At 53.0% G+C, this 18,262-nt stretch carries 19 protein-coding genes; 15 read left to right on the top strand and 4 right to left on the bottom strand.

Annotated elements, in window-relative coordinates; translation table 11 throughout:
- Positions 1-43 precede the first annotated feature (43 nt).
- The 6 genes from queC (at position 44) to DFP95_RS16435 (ending at position 4,489) form a co-directional block, all read left to right on the top strand.
- Positions 44-718 (top strand): 7-cyano-7-deazaguanine synthase QueC, encoded by a 675-nt coding sequence (gene queC, locus DFP95_RS16455; protein ID WP_115993827.1) that lies wholly within the window; start codon positions 44-46, stop codon positions 716-718.
- On the top strand, positions 715-1,155 hold the full coding sequence (locus DFP95_RS16450; protein ID WP_115993739.1) for a 6-carboxytetrahydropterin synthase: 441 nt from the start codon (positions 715-717) through the stop codon (positions 1,153-1,155). The genes queC and DFP95_RS16450 overlap by 4 nt, the downstream gene beginning before the upstream one ends.
- Positions 1,152-1,883, top strand: a complete 732-nt coding sequence (queE, locus tag DFP95_RS16445) for a 7-carboxy-7-deazaguanine synthase QueE (RefSeq protein WP_115993738.1) — start codon at positions 1,152-1,154, stop codon at positions 1,881-1,883. The genes DFP95_RS16450 and queE overlap by 4 nt, the downstream gene beginning before the upstream one ends.
- A gap of 102 nt (positions 1,884-1,985) precedes the next feature.
- Positions 1,986-2,129: a hypothetical protein gene (locus DFP95_RS28940; protein WP_181907466.1), complete on the top strand. Its 144-nt coding sequence runs from the start codon at positions 1,986-1,988 to the stop codon at positions 2,127-2,129.
- Between the two features lie 101 nt (positions 2,130-2,230).
- Positions 2,231-4,147, top strand: coding sequence for a ribosomal protection-like ABC-F family protein (gene abc-f / locus DFP95_RS16440; RefSeq protein WP_115993737.1), 1,917 nt, complete (start codon positions 2,231-2,233; stop codon positions 4,145-4,147).
- Positions 4,148-4,213: 66 nt separating this feature from the next.
- The gene (locus DFP95_RS16435; RefSeq protein ID WP_115993736.1) at positions 4,214-4,489 is read left to right on the top strand and encodes an alpha/beta-type small acid-soluble spore protein; all 276 of its coding nucleotides are present in this window, start codon (positions 4,214-4,216) and stop codon (positions 4,487-4,489) included.
- A gap of 89 nt (positions 4,490-4,578) precedes the next feature.
- Here the strand turns inward: DFP95_RS16435 and DFP95_RS16430 are convergent, their stop codons facing one another.
- The gene (locus tag DFP95_RS16430) at positions 4,579-5,028 is read right to left on the bottom strand and encodes a MarR family transcriptional regulator (RefSeq protein WP_115993735.1); all 450 of its coding nucleotides are present in this window, start codon (positions 5,026-5,028) and stop codon (positions 4,579-4,581) included.
- Positions 5,029-5,270: 242 nt separating this feature from the next.
- On the opposite strand from DFP95_RS16430, the gene DFP95_RS16425 reads away from it, so the two are divergent.
- Positions 5,271-7,136 (top strand): sulfatase-like hydrolase/transferase, encoded by a 1,866-nt coding sequence (locus tag DFP95_RS16425; protein ID WP_115993734.1) that lies wholly within the window; start codon positions 5,271-5,273, stop codon positions 7,134-7,136.
- Between the two features lie 552 nt (positions 7,137-7,688).
- On the opposite strand, the gene DFP95_RS16420 is transcribed toward DFP95_RS16425, so the two are convergent.
- The 3 genes from DFP95_RS16420 to DFP95_RS16410 are packed head-to-tail and all read right to left on the bottom strand — an operon-like array spanning position 7,689 to position 10,098.
- Positions 7,689-7,871, bottom strand: a complete 183-nt coding sequence (locus DFP95_RS16420) for a twin-arginine translocase TatA/TatE family subunit (RefSeq protein WP_115993733.1) — start codon at positions 7,869-7,871, stop codon at positions 7,689-7,691.
- A 33-nt stretch (positions 7,872-7,904) separates the two neighbouring features.
- Entirely contained in the window at positions 7,905-8,435 is a 531-nt protein-coding gene (locus tag DFP95_RS16415; RefSeq protein WP_115993732.1) for a RidA family protein, read from the bottom strand.
- 55 nt (positions 8,436-8,490) lie between these two features.
- A complete protein-coding gene (locus DFP95_RS16410; protein WP_115993731.1) occupies positions 8,491-10,098 on the bottom strand; it encodes a flavin monoamine oxidase family protein in 1,608 nt (535 codons plus the stop codon).
- A gap of 325 nt (positions 10,099-10,423) precedes the next feature.
- Between DFP95_RS16410 and DFP95_RS16405 the strand changes: the two genes are divergently transcribed.
- The 8 genes from DFP95_RS16405 (at position 10,424) to DFP95_RS16370 (ending at position 18,235) form a co-directional block, all read left to right on the top strand.
- Positions 10,424-10,675 (top strand): MerR family transcriptional regulator, encoded by a 252-nt coding sequence (locus DFP95_RS16405; protein WP_425453294.1) that lies wholly within the window; start codon positions 10,424-10,426, stop codon positions 10,673-10,675.
- Positions 10,676-10,681: 6 nt separating this feature from the next.
- Positions 10,682-11,440 carry a twin-arginine translocase subunit TatC gene (gene tatC, locus DFP95_RS16400; protein ID WP_115993729.1) on the top strand — a complete coding sequence of 253 codons (759 nt, stop codon included), beginning with the start codon at positions 10,682-10,684 and terminating at the stop codon, positions 11,438-11,440.
- Between the two features lie 307 nt (positions 11,441-11,747).
- Positions 11,748-12,527, top strand: coding sequence for an ABC transporter ATP-binding protein (locus tag DFP95_RS16395; RefSeq protein WP_115993728.1), 780 nt, complete (start codon positions 11,748-11,750; stop codon positions 12,525-12,527).
- 2 nt (positions 12,528-12,529) lie between these two features.
- The gene (locus DFP95_RS16390) at positions 12,530-13,345 is read left to right on the top strand and encodes an ABC transporter permease (protein WP_115993727.1); all 816 of its coding nucleotides are present in this window, start codon (positions 12,530-12,532) and stop codon (positions 13,343-13,345) included.
- The gene (locus DFP95_RS16385) at positions 13,342-14,199 is read left to right on the top strand and encodes an ABC transporter permease (RefSeq protein WP_115993726.1); all 858 of its coding nucleotides are present in this window, start codon (positions 13,342-13,344) and stop codon (positions 14,197-14,199) included. The genes DFP95_RS16390 and DFP95_RS16385 overlap by 4 nt, the downstream gene beginning before the upstream one ends.
- A gap of 153 nt (positions 14,200-14,352) precedes the next feature.
- Positions 14,353-15,480 (top strand): ABC transporter substrate-binding protein, encoded by a 1,128-nt coding sequence (locus tag DFP95_RS16380; RefSeq protein WP_115993725.1) that lies wholly within the window; start codon positions 14,353-14,355, stop codon positions 15,478-15,480.
- Between the two features lie 74 nt (positions 15,481-15,554).
- Entirely contained in the window at positions 15,555-16,436 is an 882-nt protein-coding gene (locus DFP95_RS16375; RefSeq protein WP_115993724.1) for a nitrilase-related carbon-nitrogen hydrolase, read from the top strand.
- Positions 16,437-16,873: 437 nt separating this feature from the next.
- Complete coding sequence (locus tag DFP95_RS16370; protein WP_115993723.1) at positions 16,874-18,235, top strand: aspartate aminotransferase family protein; 1,362 nt, start codon at positions 16,874-16,876, stop codon at positions 18,233-18,235.
- Positions 18,236-18,262: the final 27 nt, after the last annotated feature.

Below are 18,262 nucleotides of genomic sequence, written 5' to 3'. Positions count from 1 at the left end.
GAAGGACGATATCGCTTTTTTCTATTGCCCGGGAGGCATTATCATTAATCAAACGAAATCAGGAAAAGCCGTCGTGGTATTCAGCGGCGGACAGGATAGTACGACTTGCCTGTTCTGGGCATTGCAGAGGTTCGAAGAAGTGGAAGCCGTCACGTTCGATTACGGTCAGCGACACAAGCTGGAGTTGGAGTGCGCGGCGCGAATCGCCGCTGAATTAAAAGTTAGACATCACGTGCTCGATATGTCGCTGCTGGGGCAATTAACGCCGAATGCGTTAACGAGACACGACAGGGCGATCGAGCACAACGAAGGAGAGCTGCCTTCGACTTTCGTCGATGGCCGTAATTTGTTGTTCATGTCCTTCGCGGGCGTATTGGCGAAGCAAGTCGGAGCACGGAATATCGTGACCGGCGTCTGCCAGACCGATTTCAGCGGATATCCGGACTGCCGCGACATCTTCGTCAAGTCGCTGAACGTAACGCTGAACTTATCGATGGACTATGAGTTCGTCATCGATACTCCGTTGATGTGGCTAACTAAAGCGCAAACTTGGCAACTGGCGGACGATCTTGGAGCCTATGAATACGTTCGCGACAACACGCTGACGTGTTACGAAGGAATCATGGCCGATGGCTGCGGGGAATGCCCGGCATGTTTGCTTCGTTCGCGCGGTCTCCGCGAGTTCGAAGCGGCCAGCAAGGAGGGGCGCCGCTTATGATTCAGCAAATCTATCCGTCCGTTCCCCATCCTTATCGGTATGAGCTGAACAAGGATATGCATTTCGCCGCTGCGCATTATATCCCGGATGAACGCGCGGGAAATTGCTCCGAGCTCCACGGCCATACGTATTTCGCGAACTTGACGATCGTGGGCAACGAGCTGGACGAGTGCGGTTTCCTCGTGAATTTCTCGCTGGTCAAGAAGCTGATCCACGACCGATTCGACCATTCTTTGCTGAACGGACACGCGGACTTTACCGGAGATAAGCAACCGGAACGGTATCCGACGACGGAAAACGTCGCCAGGACGTTATGCGAGCTCGTGCAGAGCCACTTAGACGGTATGGCGAATAAGCCGATATGCTCGCAAGTGTTTCTAAGAGAGACGCCGTCTAGCTACGTCGTGTACCGCCCGGCCGCGGGAGCCGTTATATGACGGTGGTCAGTCGGTTTCCCGTCATCGAAATCTTCGGTCCGACCGTGCAAGGCGAAGGAATGGTCATCGGCCAGAAAACGATGTTCATCCGGACGGCCGGTTGCGACTATAGCTGCGTCTGGTGCGATTCCGCTTTTACTTGGGATGGATCCGGCAAGAAGGAAACACGCATGCTCACCGCGGAGGAAATCGTGGACGAACTCCGCGCGGTCGGGGGTAACGCCTATTCGCACGTCACGATATCCGGCGGCAATCCGGCGCTGTTGCCCCGATTGGAGCAATTGATCGAGCGGTTGCACGACGACGGCATCCGCGTCGCGCTGGAAACCCAGGGTAGCAAATGGCAGGACTGGTTCTTGCTCGTGGATGAGCTGACCCTGTCGCCTAAGCCGCCGAGCTCGACGATGACTACCGATTGGGTGGCGCTTGATGCAATCGTAAGTAAGCTGACGGCCGGCGAACGCGACTTCAGCCTGAAGGTCGTCGTATTCGACGAGGCGGATTTACGCTACGCGATCTCGGTCCATCGGCGTTACGGGAATGTCGCGTTCTTCCTGCAAGCAGGCAACGATGACGTCAAGGAGTCCGATACGACGACGCTGTTACACCGACTCATGCGGAAGTATGTTTGGCTGGTGGAAACGGTCATGGCTTCGGAAGAGCTGACGAACGTGCGCGTGCTCCCCCAGCTTCATGCATGGTTGTGGGGAAATAAGCGCGGATATTAGCTTTAGCGGAATAAGTTGCAAACCCGGGCCATTGCCCGGTTGCCAGCCCATCCCGGCCTGTGGTATCGTTATAGACATTGAAGCAAAGGAGGTGAAGGTAGGATGAATCGAGAGTTCGTGAACAACCAAGTTAGCCGGCTGCCCATCGCGATGGCTGGCATCGTTCATGGCGTGCGCGTAGACGGGAGAAGTCTGTCCAAACGCAACCATACGATGTCACAACTCGAGAAAAGGCTCCTACCTTGACCGCGGCGGATCGATCCGAACGGACGTAGGGAATTTTCCCTACGTCCTTTTTGTATTTTCGGAAAGGGAGAGGGGCCTTCTAATTACAGGAGGAATCACCCATGTTAACGATAAATTGCCAAAACGTAAAAAAATATAACGGCGCGCAGTTGGTTCTGGAAAACGTAACCTTCGAGCTTCATCACGGAGAGAAAGCGGGACTCGTCGGCCGCAACGGAAGCGGCAAGTCGACTTTGCTGCGAATGGTTTCCAAGCTCGACGTACCGGACGAGGGGCTGTTGACCGTCCGCAAGGACGCGCGAATCGGCTATCTGGAGCAAATTCCGACCGAAGGACCCGAGCGAACCGTGTACGACGCGTTAGCGTTAGGCTACAGCGAGTTGTTCGCCTGCAGGACGGAAATGACGGAGATCGAGCGACTGATGTCGGAGCCGGAACAGCAAAGTCTCGAAACGCTGATTAAACGATATTCGGAGCTGCAGGAACGCTTCGAAAACGGAGGCGGTTACGAGATAGACGCCCGTATCGACCAAGTGGCTACCGGTCTAGGGATCGATCGGGAATGGTACGGAAGAGCTTATTTCTCGCTTTCTGGGGGAGAGAAGACCAAGGTCGGGTTGGCGTCCCAGCTTATCCGCAAGCCGGACATCCTGCTGCTCGACGAACCTACGAACCATTTGGACTTAGACGGGGTCGAGTGGCTGGAGGAATATTTGCTGAAATTCGAGGGCGCCTGCCTGATCGTATCTCACGATCGGTATTTTCTTGACCGGGTCGTTACCAAGATCATTGAAATCGAGGATGGAGAATCCTCGATCTACCATGCAAATTACTCGAAATACGTCGCGGAGAAGGAAGTTCGGCTGCTTCAGGAATTCGCCCATTATCAGGAACAACAAAAACGGATTAAGAAGATGAAAGAGACGATCAAGCAATTGCTCGAATGGGGAAGGATCGGCAGCAACGAGAAGTTTTTCAGAAGAGCGGCGTCCATGCAGAAGGCGCTCGACCGTATGGAGAAGCTGAAAAGACCGGCCGTCGACCGAAGAGAAGCAGAGTACGAGTTGAAGCCGTCGGATCGTTCGGGCAAACGGGTGATCGAATTTTCCGGAGTAAGCAAGAGATTCGGGAAGTCCGTCATATTGAACCAAGCGGCGGGGGTGCTGGAATACGGCGAGAAGGTTATGCTCGTCGGGCGCAACGGCTCCGGCAAGACGACGCTGCTCAAGCTCATCCTCGGAGAGGACGACGCTGACTCGGGAGAGCTTGCGCTGGGCTCGCGAGTAGACGTCGGATACTTGGCGCAGCAGAAATACCCGGAGGAACCCAAGAAGAGCGTGTTGGCGTATTTTCGCGAAGAGGCGAATATGGAAGAGGGGGAAGCTAGGTCTCGCTTGGCCGCGTACCTGTTCTACGGAGCGGACGTATTCAAGCCGGTGAGTTTGCTGTCAGGAGGAGAGTGGACCCGGCTCAGGCTGGCGTTGTTGGTGCTGCGCAAACCGAACCTGCTTGTTCTCGACGAACCGACGAACCATATGGACATCGCATCACGGGAAGCGTTGGAAGAAGCGCTCGAGGATTTTCCCGGAACGATTCTTGCGGTAACCCACGATCGGTACTTCATCAACCGGCTGTCGCAGAAGATCTGGGAGCTCGACGAAGGGCGTATTCAGGTTTACCTTGGAGACTTCGACGCTTATAAAGCTAAGAGTAAACGAGTGGCGGCTACGAAAGAGGAAGGTACATCGCACGCGAAGGCGATTACTCCGCGAGCTTCTTCCGAAAGGCGGAAACCGCCGCGCACCTCCGAGGAAAACGCGGAACCCGACATGATATCGTTGGAGCGAAAGATAGCCGAAACGGAACGGGTATTGGGCCGGTACGATATAGAGCTTATCGAATTGGGGAACAACGGGGGCAACTCGGAGATGGAGCGAAAATGGCAGGAACGGGAAAACGTCCGGCGTCAGCTCGACGAGCTTTACGAACGGTGGATAAGGAACGATATTCCTGAATAAATAAGGGTCATCCGGGTACGATAGGTTCGAACGAATCTGAATCGATCGGAAGCGGGGGATGATCGGATGGCAAGAAGAAGGAAAATTCTCGTGCCGGGGGCGGAACGGGGCTTAACGAATTTCAAGGCGGAGGTCATGAGCCGGGAAGGGTACGCGGTTAACCCTGCAAGACCGGACGACGTGAAGTACGAGGTGGCGGAAGAGTTGGGCGTTCCTCTCAGCCCGGGAAACAACGGCAATCTAACGACAGAGGAAGCCGGTCAGGTCGGAGGCAAGATCGGCGGGACGATGGTCCGCGAAATGATAAGACTCGCTCAGGAGCGGCTGTCGAAACGGGATTGAAGAGGCGGCGTTATCGCCGCGGAGATTCGCTACAATCGAAATAGAGGTTGCCCGAGTTTACGACACGCGGGCAACCTCTATTTACATAATCAAGCGTTTATTTTCAAGGCGATGGATTTCAAGGAAACCATGCACTTCTGCAATTCGATTAAATCGTCGTGCTCCAAGGAGTCGAGCTTGGATTTGATTTGATTCATGAGGCGCTCGTGCATCTCCTTGCATAGTCTATCTCCCGCGTCCGTGATTCGGATCTGAATAACCCTCCGGTCCTCGTTGCTGGTCCTTCTGTCTACAAGCTCGTGCTGAACTAGCTTGTCCACGAGAGGAGTCATATTCGGACGTGAGATGTGCATGAGATTGCTAAGCTCGGAAACGGTAGACGTCCGGGACTCGTATAACGCGAACAGGACCTCCAGATTGGAGCGAGATAATTGGTAAGGCATGTTGTCTATTGGAAATGTCCGAAACAGCTTCTTCTTAAGCAACGGCACGACCGTTACGAAAGATTCGGAAATCGTATCCATTATCTCGGCGTTCATTCGGTCACCTCATCGGAGAAACTAGGAATTCATCGCCATTATAACATGGGAAATCGCAAATTGATATTGACTTATAATAATTATGAGTATATAACTAATTATGCCGTCCCGAGCTTCCGCTGTTGAAGTAATCGGGTAATTTTTGCAGACTATAGTATATTTATGAAAAAATTAAGAAACTCTTTGGAGGTTTAATAGTAAATTATAGAGAGTAGTAGGGTTATCGGAAAGGGTGAGACTGGGTGGGTTTATTGATTAAAATGGGGAATAGGCGTTTTCTCCTGTTTACGTTGCTCCTGTTGTTCAAATGTTGCTTGGCTTGGTTCGTGGTGTTCGAAGATGGGCCTTCATGGATGACGATGCTGACGGAGATTCCGTTCTTCTGGCTCGTATTCTGTTTAATAGAATGGTTCGCAACGAAGAGGAAGTTGCTTTACTATACCATCGCGAATTTATTGTTCACGCTCCTCTATTTCACGGTATTGATGTACTACAAATATTACGGCATCATCGTGACTTACCATGCGATCAGTCAAGCCGATAAAGTGGCGGCGGTCGGTAACAGCACGTATTCGCTAATGGATCCTTATTATTTGCTCATTTTCGTGGATATTATCGTATTGATCGTCATCCCTCTAAGTTTAAGGAAGAAGTACAAGGGAATTCAACTGAACTTGAAGCCGATCAGCAGGACCGCGTTGTCCGTGATGTTCATCATATCGGTTACCTTGTGCTACTTCAGCATCTGGCCGAACCGGGCAAGCATGAACGAGAACAAGCAAGCGGAAGAAATGGGCATACTGAACTACGAAGTGTTCACCATATTCGCCGACAGCACGGAGGACGCGGAGATGGTGGAGATGGAGGATATCACCCAGCCCGTAATCGATACGCTGAAAGGCATCAAGCCGCTTCCGAATCCTCAGTACTTCGGAGCGAACAAAGGCAAGAACGTCATTATCCTTCAGATGGAATCGTTCCAGAACTTCCTGATCGGGCTGAAGGTCGGCGGCAAGGAAGTTACGCCGAATATGAATAAGCTGGCCAAGGAAAATTTCCATTACGATAATTTCTACACGATGGTCGGGCAAGGAACGACTTCCGATGCCGAGTACGTTGTAAATACTTCGCTTTACGTGCCGAAGCATCAACCGGCGACGCAGGACAACGTGAAAAAAGCATTGCCGAGCTTACCGAAATTAATGGCCGCGAACGGATATACGACTGCAACGTTCCATACGAACGAGGTCCAATTCTGGAATCGCAAGGAGCTCTACAGCGCGATAGGTTGGGAAAAGTATTACGACAAGAGCTTCTACGGAGACGATGACCACGTGGCTTTCGGGGCTTCCGACGAGGTCCTTTACGCGAAAACCCTTGATGAGTTGAAGAAAATCAGCAAGCGCGGCAAGCCGTTCTATTCGCAAATAATCAGCATGAGCTCGCATCATCCGTACAACATTCCGGAATCGAAGATTCGGATGGACCTTCCGGAAGAGCTGAAAGATACGTTGGTCGGGCGTTACATCCAAGCGCAGAACTATGCGGATTATGCTCTGGGAGCGTTCATCGACGGATTGAAACAAAGCGGATTGTGGGATAATAGCATCGTTCTTTTCTATGGAGATCATCAAGGATTGCCCGTCTATTCGTTGGATAGCGACGAACAGGAACAAATGAAAAATCTTCTTGGACACGAATACGGTTATACCGATATGTTCAAGATTCCTCTGATCATGCATGCTCCGGGCGTTACCTACCCGGCTCTAATCAAGAAAACCGGCGGACAGATCGATATTCTGCCGACGGTTGCGAATTTAACCGGCATATCGATCGCCAACCAAATTCATTTCGGGCAGGATTTGCTTAACCAAAGCTCCAACGTCTTGCCTATGAGGCATTTCCTCCCTTCGGGTTCGATCGTGACGGATTCCGAGGTGTTCGTTCCGGGTATCGGATTCGAAGACGGAACGAATTACCCGCTCGATATCTTGGCGGGCAGCACCGGGGCGACTTTGCCGAAATACGAGAATGCGCTGGAATTGCTCAATCTGTCGGATAGCTACGTGAAGCAGCTTCCGGATAAGGCGCCTGCGGAAAAGGAATAATCATTCGATATAGAAGCCCTCGGCCACTTTAATGTGCCGGGGGCTTTCTTTGACATATAACAAGGACGGCGGAGCCGGTTTACTTGTAAACGATGAGACTTACATGCCGCTTACCGTCCAAAAGCCGACGAGACCATATAATTGCCGTGATCAGAAGTTAATACTCCCTCTGGTAGGTAGTTGGAAGTGAGATGGGGTGTGAGTCATCCCGATCAAATACGATGCTTTTCAATGTATTTTTGAAGCTTGTTCAAGAATTAAGCTGGATAAAGATGCTTTTTATTCCTATTGGTCTGCGTTTGTCTTAATTCTTTCATATATTCGATCTATAGTGATGTTCTTCATCCTACTTTGATTGCAAAAGCGCTTGATAACTCCAATAGCGATGATTACCATTTTACTTTTGATCAAGCATGCATTACTCTCGAAGTGATGGACGGCGAAGCCGTTTTTCTTGTATGGCGGTCGGTTAAAATCGCAATATAGCCCCCGCAGCATCTGCGGAAGCACGCTTAGGGGGCTTTTTTCCGACGTGGGAATGCCGGCTCTGCCTTAGCTCTTCGGTTCTACGACCTCGTCCTTCGTGTCGGCTACGAGGTCCTTGGCCGAGGACTTGAATTCGTGCAGGGTGCGGCCGACCGCTCTGCCTAACTCGGGCAGCTTGGACGGTCCGAATAGAATGAGCACGACGATCAGAATCATGAGAAGTCCGGGAAAACCGATGCTTTGCAACATAAGATCAGCTCCGTTCGTGTAGGATGGATCTTGCTATTTTTTCGGCATAGGGTAGGTAGCGAACGCTTCGATCTCGATTAACCAATCGGCGTTGACGAGACTCTGGACGCCGACGGTGGAACGGGCCGGCTTCGTCGGGTTGCCCTTCGTGTTGAAGTATTTCGCGTACGCGTCGAACCAGCCTTGATAGTCTGGCTTCCCGCCAAGCTCCGCATCCGGCGCGACGTACACGCGAAGGTACGTGACGTCTTTCAGCGACAGTCCTTGTTCCTTCAACTGCGCTTCCAGACCCTTCAGTATGCCTTCCCCCTGCGCTTGCGTATTCCCGTATCTCTCGTAGACCGTTTGACCGTCCTTGTTCAGCACCGGAGGTACGGTGCCGCTCGTCCAGAACGACGCTACGTCCTTAGGGATGGCTACCGCGCTGGATATGGCGGACGTCTTCGTGCCGAAGTAAGTGACTTTGGTAATGGGCTTGTAGGTGGCCGCGAATACGCTTGCCCCCACGAAGCAAGACAACAACGATGCTGCGATCATCACTTTAGCTTTATGGCCGATTTTCATACGGAACCCCCTCGACGGATAAAAGACGGATAGTTTAAGCGGCGATTATAAAAATCTAGGATTGCATAACTCTTTGGTGAATGGCGGTAACGACTTCTCGGGCGGATTCGATCGCTCCCGCCTGCCAAGCCGTAATGTAGCTCATGTGCTCGCCGGCGAGGTACACGTTGCGATCCGGCTTGCAGAGCGTCGGGTAAACCGTTTTGCGCTGGTCGCCCGTATAAGACACCCAACCCCCGAGATTGTACTTGATCTTCTTCCAATCGATGGAGAATGAAGCCTCGAATTCCTTGAGATACTGCGGATGGATTTTGGCGCCTTGCGCCAGCGCACGCGCTTCCCGTTGCTGGTAGGTCATAGCCCCTAACGCATCCGCGTTCCCTCCGAAGGCGTAGTAGCCGAGCAGAAGTCCCTTCTTATCGTTGTACCGGGTCGGGGGATAGTAGATCGATGAGATATCCATGTTCGTTAGAGAGTTGCCCCCATAGATTTGCTCGTCCTCTTCCCAGAACCGGCGCTTGAATTGCAAGCCGATTTTGCCCGCCGATGCATAGCCGATGCTGTCGATGGCGCTCTTCATCTCCGGGGAGAAGTCGGCTTTGATCGATTTCAGCACGGTCAGGGGAATGGTGCAGATACAGAAATCTCCTTTAGCCTGCTTCATCCTGCCCGACGCGAGGTCCTTATACTCAATGGAGACGCTGTTGTTAGACTGTTTGATCTCGGTTACTTCGGCGTTAAACTGGATTTTGCCCTTCAACCGGCTCTCGAACGCGTTCGTTACGGCGTCCATACCCCCGACCGGATGGAACATCATCATCTGCTGGTCGTAGCCGTATTCGCTGCTTAGGAAGTTTCCGAAGCCGGAATTGAGTATCGCGTTCATGCTGAACGGATCGCGGATGACGCCGGCATCAAGCCCGGAACCCGGTTCGTCCTTGTATCCTCCTCTGGAAGAGCCCTTATAGAACAGATCCTTGTCGAGGTCCCCTTCCGAGCGCAGGTAGTTAACGAGCTTCTCCTTCTCCTCCGGCGACAGCGGCAGATCGAGCGACTGCTGGTTGACCGCTTTGGCCATCAACTCGCTGACGTAGCCGCGGACGTCCGCTTTGGCCGCGCGCTTGCGGATTTTCTGGCCGGACAGCTCGCCGACGTTCTCGTTGTAGTAATAGGCGTGATCGTTCACGTTGTTGAACGGCTCGATGGGAACGCCGAATTTCTTGATGTATTCCATGGTGACGTGGAACTGGGGAATTCGCATGGGGCCGGCATTCAGATACATGCCGTTGTCGAATCGCGCGGTCTGTTTCGTTCCTCCGACTTCCGTATTCGACGTTCCTTTGCGTACCGACCAGACCCGCCCGCCCGAACGCGTCCTCGCTTCAAGGATGGTGCAATCGTAGCCGGCGAGACCGAGCTCGTAGGCCGCGGTCATGCCGGCGATGCCCGCCCCCAGGATGACGACTTTCTTGCCGTTGCGGTTCGTTTGCTTCAGGTCGTTCATCCCGGGCGGCTCGTATTCGGCCGCTTTCATCGTCTCCGGGGATAGCAGGCCCAGCGTTCCCATTACGCTGAAGACGGCCGCGCCTCCGCCGATCTTGCCCACCGTGGTCAGGAATTGCCTTCTCGTGATTTCGTTCGGCGGTGCATCTTTCGTTTCCATACCCCTCACTCCCATCCGAATGGTAAGTTGACTTCGCACCGACAATGTAGCACGGGGGCATACGATGCATCTATTATCGGGTAAGAAATCCTCACATCATCGTTTTCTATCAAAACCATTATTGCGATAAAAAATGGAAATACATGTCTTGAGACCTGGTCATTTAGTGGAATAACTTTACATCCCTGTTAACTAGATGGTTCTAGGCGACCATTGTCATTTATATGCGCACTTGGTAGAATCACGTCCAAAGCCTGTTTGTGTTACGTAATGTGACATATACGGTTCGATGGATTTCCCATTCTACTGGATAAAGGGAGGCGTCATGATGAATGAGAAGGTCATTAGCATTGGCACCGTACGCGAATTGACCGGACTAACCGAGCGACAAATTCGGTATTACGAGGAGAAGCAATTGATCTTTCCGTACCGATCGAGGGGCGGCGCAAGGAAATTCTCGTTCGAAGATGTCGAAAGATTGAAAGTGATCCACACGAAGATGAAGGACGGATTCCGTACTTACGATTTGCGCAGATCGGCCGCAAGCTTGCTGAAGTTCGATTCCGGAAGGAGCTAACGGAGGATGAGCCAATTTTTCAAGATGCCCGTCATGAGTCACGTAAGCGAACTGCGCAAACGTCTGATTGCCGTAGCGGTCGTCTTCGCGATCGGCATGATCGGAGGGATGATCGTGTCGCCACGGCTTTTTGGTTATTTGAAAAGCGTCCCTCCGGCCTCCGGCATGACATGGAACGCTTTCTCTCCTTGGGATGGCATTCAGATGTACATGACTCTTTCCGTCGTGTTAGCCATGGTCGTCACGCTTCCGTTTGCGTTGCAACAGTTATGGGCGTTCGTGAAAAAGGGACTAAGCGCGCATGAGCAAGCGGCCACTCTCCGCTACATCCCTTTTAGCCTGGGCTGCTTGATCGTGGGATTGTCGTTCGGTTACTATGTCGTTTTTCCGCTGAGCTTTTCCTTCGTCACGTCCGTCTCCGAGCGGATGAGTCTGGTCGAAACCTACGGAGTGAGCCATTATTTTAGATTCATGTTCAATATCGTCATCCCGGTAGCCGTCGCGTTCGAGCTTCCGATTGTCGTCATGTTCCTGACCGGCATCGGAATTCTGACGCCGCAAAAGCTCCATAAGATGCGTCGCGTCGCTTACTTGATCCTGGTTATCGTATCGACCGCCATCACGCCGCCCGATTTTCTGTCGGCCTTCATCGTGTTGATTCCGCTGGTCATTCTGTATGAAGGAAGCGTATGGCTTTCCCGGGGCGTGTTTCGCAGGCGGGAAGCTCGGATGGGACTCGCCAACGCGCATGCGAATCCGAGTTGAAGTGGAATCGTGCTGCTAGCGGTTAGCGCAAGACATATTCGTACGCCATTCTCAATATGAGGTTGTCTCTCCGGGATATTGGATCCTTGGAGAGGCAACCTTTTGTCATGAAACCTTACTTAGAGATGGTGATCGCCTAGACATATTGGCCAATAAATGAGGGTACGGTTTTACTTATTGTCTAATGAAACCTATGTATTCAAGGTGTAACATGGGATGAAAAGTAACATTAACTGAAAATTTTCAATTATTAGACTATTCGCGTCATATATTCTTACTGAACGGCTTGCGGGGAGGAGAGACGACAATGGAAACGGCGAAGAGATATCCCGAAATCGAGCTTGCGAACGTGGGCATGCGTTATTCGTCGGATGCTTCCGAGGTGAATGCCCTGCAGGAGATTAGCCTCGATATTGCCAAGGGAGAGTTCGTATCCCTGCTCGGACCTTCCGGGTGCGGCAAGACGACGCTGCTGCGGTTGATGGCCGATCTGATCCAACCGACGAGCGGGTCGATCAAGGTGTCCGGGAAGTCGGCCAAAGAAGCGAGGCTGGCGCGAAAATACGGCATCGTCTTCCAGAACCCCGTCCTATACGACTGGAGAAGGGTAGAAGAGAACATCGCTCTGCCTCTGGAGATGATGGGAGTCAAGAAGTCGGAACGAAAGAGGAAGGTCGCGGAGCTTCTGGAGTTAGTGAGGCTGCAAGGCTTCGGGGATAAGTATCCTTGGCAATTAAGCGGCGGAATGCAGCAGCGCGTGGCTATTGCCCGCGCACTGTCGATGGAGCCGGAAATTCTGCTCATGGATGAGCCCTTCTCGGCTCTTGACGAATTCACGAGGGAGCGATTGAACGAGGAATTGTTATCCATATGGGGCCAAGTCAATAATACGGTAGTCTTCGTCACGCATAGCATTTCCGAATCCATTTTTCTCTCCGATAGGGTTTACGTGCTGTCGCCCCATCCGGGTCGGCTTTCTTCCGTCGTGGATATTCCGCTTCCGAGGCCGCGTAACCGGGAAACGAGGAACAGCCCGGAGTTCTTTAACCTTATTGCGCGCATTCGCGGAAGCTTCGAAGGGGTGTAGCGATGAAGGGACTCAGGTTTCTGAGATATGGACGATTATTGCCCGCGATGGCGTGGGGACTCGGATTGCTCATCCTTTGGGAAGCGGCATCCTGGTATTTGCTGCAGGTTCGGCAAGTACCGCTCGCTCAATCCAAGCTACCCTATATTCACGAAGTGCTGAGCGCTTTCGCGGAGTATGGCGACACGCTTGTTCAAGAAGGAGCTGTGACCTTCGGCAACGCCGGTCTCGGTTTTCTTCTCGGGGCGGCAGCCGGAGCGCTGCTGGCGATCTTGATGAGCTTGTCCAAGTGGATAGAGCACCTCGCGTTTCCTTACGCGGTAGCTTCGCAGATGATTCCAATTCTCGGCCTTGCGCCCATCCTATACGGTATTGTGCACGACGAACGGGTAGCACGGGTTCTGATCGCCGGATACATTACCTTTTTCCCGGTTTCCATTAACATGCTTAGGGGACTTCGCGGCGTGGAACCGTCCGCATTGGAGCTCTTGTACTCCTACGCGGCCAAACCTTGGAACATTTACTTCAAGCTTCGATTGCCGGCATCGTTGCCGGGGTTGTTCAGCGGACTCAAGATTGCCGCGCCTCTCGCGGTAACCGGCGCGATTCTCGTCGAGCTGATGGGAGCGCGGCACGGAATCGGAGTCATTATGCTTCGCAATCTATACTACGGTCCTTCCCATACTTACATGTTCTGGTCGACGGTTATCGTAGGGGCGTTGCTCGGGGTGGCTAGCTATGCGCTCATTGGCGGGCTCGAGAGGCTGATAGCCCCGTGGCAGCCGGAATTCCGCGACAAGGGAGGCGACCGTCTATGAATGGAAATGAATCGGGCCCAACTCCCCTATCGTTGCCTGCGGCGAACCGAACAGCCCGATTGCCGAGCAAGAGCAGTCTGGGTAAATGGTCAAGCTCGACCATCCGCATAATCCTTCCTTTGATAGCGGGCATCGTATTCCTCTTTGCCTGGGAGAAACAGCTATTCCATCGACTGCTGGATCTGAAGCTCTATCAGCTGCCGCTCCCGTCGGCTATCGCCGAAGCGATCTGGAACAACCGGGAACTGTTGCTCTCCTACACGCGTTACACGCTTACCGAGGCGATCGGGGGAATGCTTGCGGGTTCTCTCGCCGGTTTCGTCATCGCGCTGATCGCCACGGCCTGGCCGAGATGGGGTGCCGGAAGCTTGCTGCTGGTCGCATCCCTGAACGCGGTGCCGATCGTAGCTCTGGCCCCGACGATGAATCTTTGGTTCGGCGACGGAATGCTATCCAGAGCGGCAATCGTGATGGCGACGACGATAGCGGCCATGGCGATCAACGCGCATAAGGGCATGCGTATGGTGAGTCCGTTATCGTTGGATCTCATGCATTCGTACGCTGCCTCCAAACGCAGGTTATTCCTGAACTTAAGAATTCCCAATAGTCTGCCCTACGTGTTCGCTGCGCTCAAGATCAATACGACGGCAAGCATGATCGGGGCAATCGTCGGAGAATTCTTCTTTTCTTCCCGAGGCTTGGGCTATTTGCTCTCCAACTCCATCAAGGTTGCCAAGATGCCGCTTGGTTGGTCTTGCATCGTAGTGGCCGCTATCGCGGGAATTCTCTTCTATCTCGTCGTGGAAGGATTGGAAAGGACGTTTCTGAGTTGGCATCCTTCCAGACGATCCTGACCGGCTACCGTAAACGAATTCGTAATATCCGTTACATCCGGACGCGGCGGCAATAAAACAAGAGAGCCGCCAAGCCGATTGCATATGACCCGCGTTGATCGTAGCCATACTGCGTAACACTTCTTAAAGACTAAACAAAGGGAGAGAAGATCAATGAAGGTACAAAGCAGGATTTACCGCATTTCGTTAGGGACGGTGGCCGTAATGCTGTTCGCGATCGTGCTCGCGGCTTGCGGGGGAAACAATAACGACGAGCCGGCATCGGCGTCGCCTTCGCCGAGCGAGTCCTCGGCGGCTCCGGCCTCAAGCGCTGCGGCCAGCGAATCCCCTTCGCCGTCGGAATCGGCGTCGGCGGATCCGATCAAGGTGAAGCTACAGCTGAAGTGGGTGCCGCAAGCCCAGTTTGCGGGTTACTTCGTCGCGATGGACAAAGGGTACTACGCCGCGGAAGGTCTGGACGTCGAAATACTGCCCGGCGGACCGGATATCGTGCCGGAGCAGCAAGTGGCCAACGGAGCCGCGGATATCGGGATCGATTGGGTAGCCAGCTTGCTCGCCCATCAGGAGCAAGGGTTGCCGCTGGTCGAGATATCGCAGATCTACCAAAGGAGCGGACTCGTGCTCGTCTCCAAGAAGTCTGCCGGGATCGCAACGCCCGCGGACATGAAGGGCAAGAAGATCGGCAACTGGATGGGCGGCAACGAGTTCGAGGTTCTTGCTCTTTTCGATAAATACAAGCTCGATCCGAACAAAGATTTGAACTTCACGAAGCAAGGTTTCACGATGGATCAATTCCTTACGGGTGAAATCGATGCCGCTTCCGCCATGACCTATAACGAGTATCAGGTCGTTCTCGAGCAAGGTATTCCGGCTACGGATCTTAACGTAATCGACATGAACGCGGAGGGAGTAGCGATGCTGGAGGATAACCTTTTCGCCAACAAGGAATGGCTTGCCGACAATAAGGAAACGGCGGCGAAGTTCGTTCGCGCTTCCTTGAAGGGGTGGAAGGATGCGATCGCCGACCCGGCCGCGGCCGTGGATAGCGTCATGAAGGAGACGGAGGAAGGCAGCACGTCCAAGGAGCATCAGTTGAAAATGATGGAAGAGGTATCCAAGCTGATCTTGCCGGAAGGCTTCGACGCTTCGAAGATGGGTTACATCGACGATGCCATGTTCAAGCAAACCGCGGATATCGCGTTCAAATTCGGCGTCATCCAAAAAGAATCCGATCTTACGCAAGCTTATACGAATGAAATCGTGGAAATGGCCATGAAATAAGAAGAGGGAACAACGCGGAGGGGTGGCTTCGGGCAAGCGGAGGCCATCCTTTCCTACAACGGGGAGGGAAACGCATGGACACCGTAACGATCGGCCTTATTCAAACGATGCATGGCGTGCACGGCGACGAGCCGGTGGAGGTTCACAAATCGGAAGCCATCGAGAAGCACGTGAAGCTCGTCCGCGAAGCGAGCGGACAAGGCGCGCAGATCGTCTCGCTTCAGGAAATCTTCTACGGCCCGTACTTCTGCGCGGAACAGACGACGAAGTGGTACGATGCGGCCGAAGAGGTGCCGGGCGGGCCTACGACCCGTCTATTCCAAGAGCTGGCCAAGGAGCTCGGCATCGTCATCGTGCTTCCGGTCTACGAGCGCGAAGGCATTGCAGCATACTACAATACGGCGGCCGTAATCGATGCGGACGGAGCTTATTTGGGCAAATACCGCAAGCACCATATTCCGCATGTAGGCGCGGGGAACAACGGCTGCGGTTTCTGGGAGAAGTATTACTTCAAGCCCGGCAACTTGGGTTATCCGGTATTCGATACCGCGTTCGCGAAAGTCGGAGTTTACATTTGCTACGATCGCCATTTTCCGGAGGGAGCTCGGGCTCTCGGGTTAAACGGCGCGGAAATCGTATTCAACCCGTCGGCGACCGTGTCGGGAACTTCGGAGTACTTGTGGGAGCTAGAGCAACCGGCCCATGCGGTGGCGAACGGCTACTACGTGGCGGCGATCAACCGGGTCGGCTTCGAAGCGCCTTGGAACATGGGCGAGTTCTACGGTCAGTCCTACTTGGTGGATCCGCGGGGAAGCTTCGTGGCCATGGGTAGCAGGGATAAGGACGAGGTCGTCATCGGGCAAATGAACAAATCCCTTATCCGCGAAGTGCGGGAGAGCTGGCAGTTTTATCGCGACCGCAGACCCGAAACCTACGAGGAGCTCACTCGGCTATAGAGACCCTTCGGAGTCGAATTTTACTCGTAAAGGGGAGCGCTCTTGGGTAGAAATCCAATACGATGTTATTCAATGTAATTTCGATGCATGATCAAAATATAAGTTGGATAAGGATGTTTATTATCGCTATTGTTCTAAATTTATTGTCTTCCTTTCGAATATTCGATCAATAGCGATGTTCTGCAACCTACTTTGTTTCCAATATGGCTCTTTAGCTTGAATAACGATGATTACCATCCTACTTACCTAGAATCACAACCTGTGCTACTTGCTACGCCACTTAAAAAGCAGATTATAAATTTTGGGATCAAATAGTACCGCATGCACGCTTTTATCCAGAAGTGTACTGAACAGCGGGTACCTAAGTAGTAACAATGGTGCCAGCCCAATGCTAACGATTGCGATAGATTGTGGTTGTAGGAAAGGAGCTGTAAGTTATGCCCGAAGGAACTCCGGCTACGGCTGGGTTGGTGGAAAAGGATTTGAAATACGTGTGGCATAGCATGGCCTCTTATAGTTCGGTAAGTCAGCCCATGATCGTGACGGGCGGCGAAGGCTCTTGGATCGTCGATTCCGAAGGCAATCGGTACTTGGACGCGATGTCGGGATTGTGGTGCGTCAACGTCGGCTACGGGAGAAAAGAGTTGGCCGATGCGGCCTACGAGCAAATGATGAATCTGGCTTATTATCCGTTAACGCAGAGCCATCTGCCGGGCATCCGGCTAGCGGAGAAGCTTAACGAGTGGTTGGAGGGGGAGTACGTTATCTTCTTCTCCAACAGCGGTTCGGAGGCTAACGAGGTCGCATTCAAGATCGCGCGGCAATATCAACAGCAAATCGGCCAGAGCGGCCGATTTAAATTCATTTCGAGATACCGCGCGTATCACGGTAATTCCATGGGGGCTTTATCGGCGACGGGCCAAGCGCAAAGAAAATACAAATACGAGCCGCTGAGCGCCGGATTCCTGCACGTTGCCCCGCCCGATAGCTACCGCCGGCCGGCCGGCCAAACGGTAGAGCAATTCAACCTCCTATGCGCCCAAGCCATCGAGGATACGATCGTCTGGGAAGGCGTGGAGTCCGTAGCGGGGGTCATCATGGAGCCCGTCATTACGGGCGGCGGAATCATCGTTCCCGATCGGGCGTACCTCGATAAGGTTCAGGAAATATGCAACAAACACGGAGTGCTGCTGATCATCGACGAGGTGATCTGCGGCTTCGGACGCTCCGGTCGCAAGTTCGGCCACCAGAACTTCGGCATGAAGCCGGATATCGTCACGATGGCCAAGGGTTTAACGAGCGGATATTTGCCGCTGTCGGCAACGGCGGTTCGCAAGGAAATCTACGACAGCTTCAAGGACGTTAGCGACGAGTACGGCCATCTCAGGCACGTGAATACGTTCGGAGGCAATCCCACTTCGTGCGCCCTCGCGCTGAGAAACTTGGAAGTCATGGAGCGGGAATCCCTTGTAGATAGAGCGCGAGTGCTGGGCGAAAGGCTGGAAGAGGGAATGAGGGCTCTTTCGGAGCATCCGCTAGTAGGAGATATCCGGGGCTTCGGATTCCTGCTGGGAGTAGAGCTCGTGGCGGACAAGGAAACGAAAGAGCCGGCATCCTTGGATACGGTTAAAACAATCATCGGGCAATGCAAAGCCCGAGGATTGATCATCGGGAAGAACGGGGATACGGTCGCCGGATTTAATAACGTGCTGACGTTCTCGCCTCCGTTATCTTCGACGGATGAAGATTTGGATTTTATTCTATCTACTTTTTGCGAAGTCATGAAGCTGCACCTATAGGTGAGGTGAGGATATAGCGGACGTAAG

It is taken from the genome of Cohnella lupini, from assembly GCF_003386205.1.
In the GTDB taxonomy this organism is placed as follows: Bacteria; Bacillota; Bacilli; order Paenibacillales; family Paenibacillaceae; genus Cohnella; species Cohnella lupini.
Note: the sequence above shows the minus strand (reverse complement) of the source record. Positions and strands in the feature narration are given on the sequence as shown.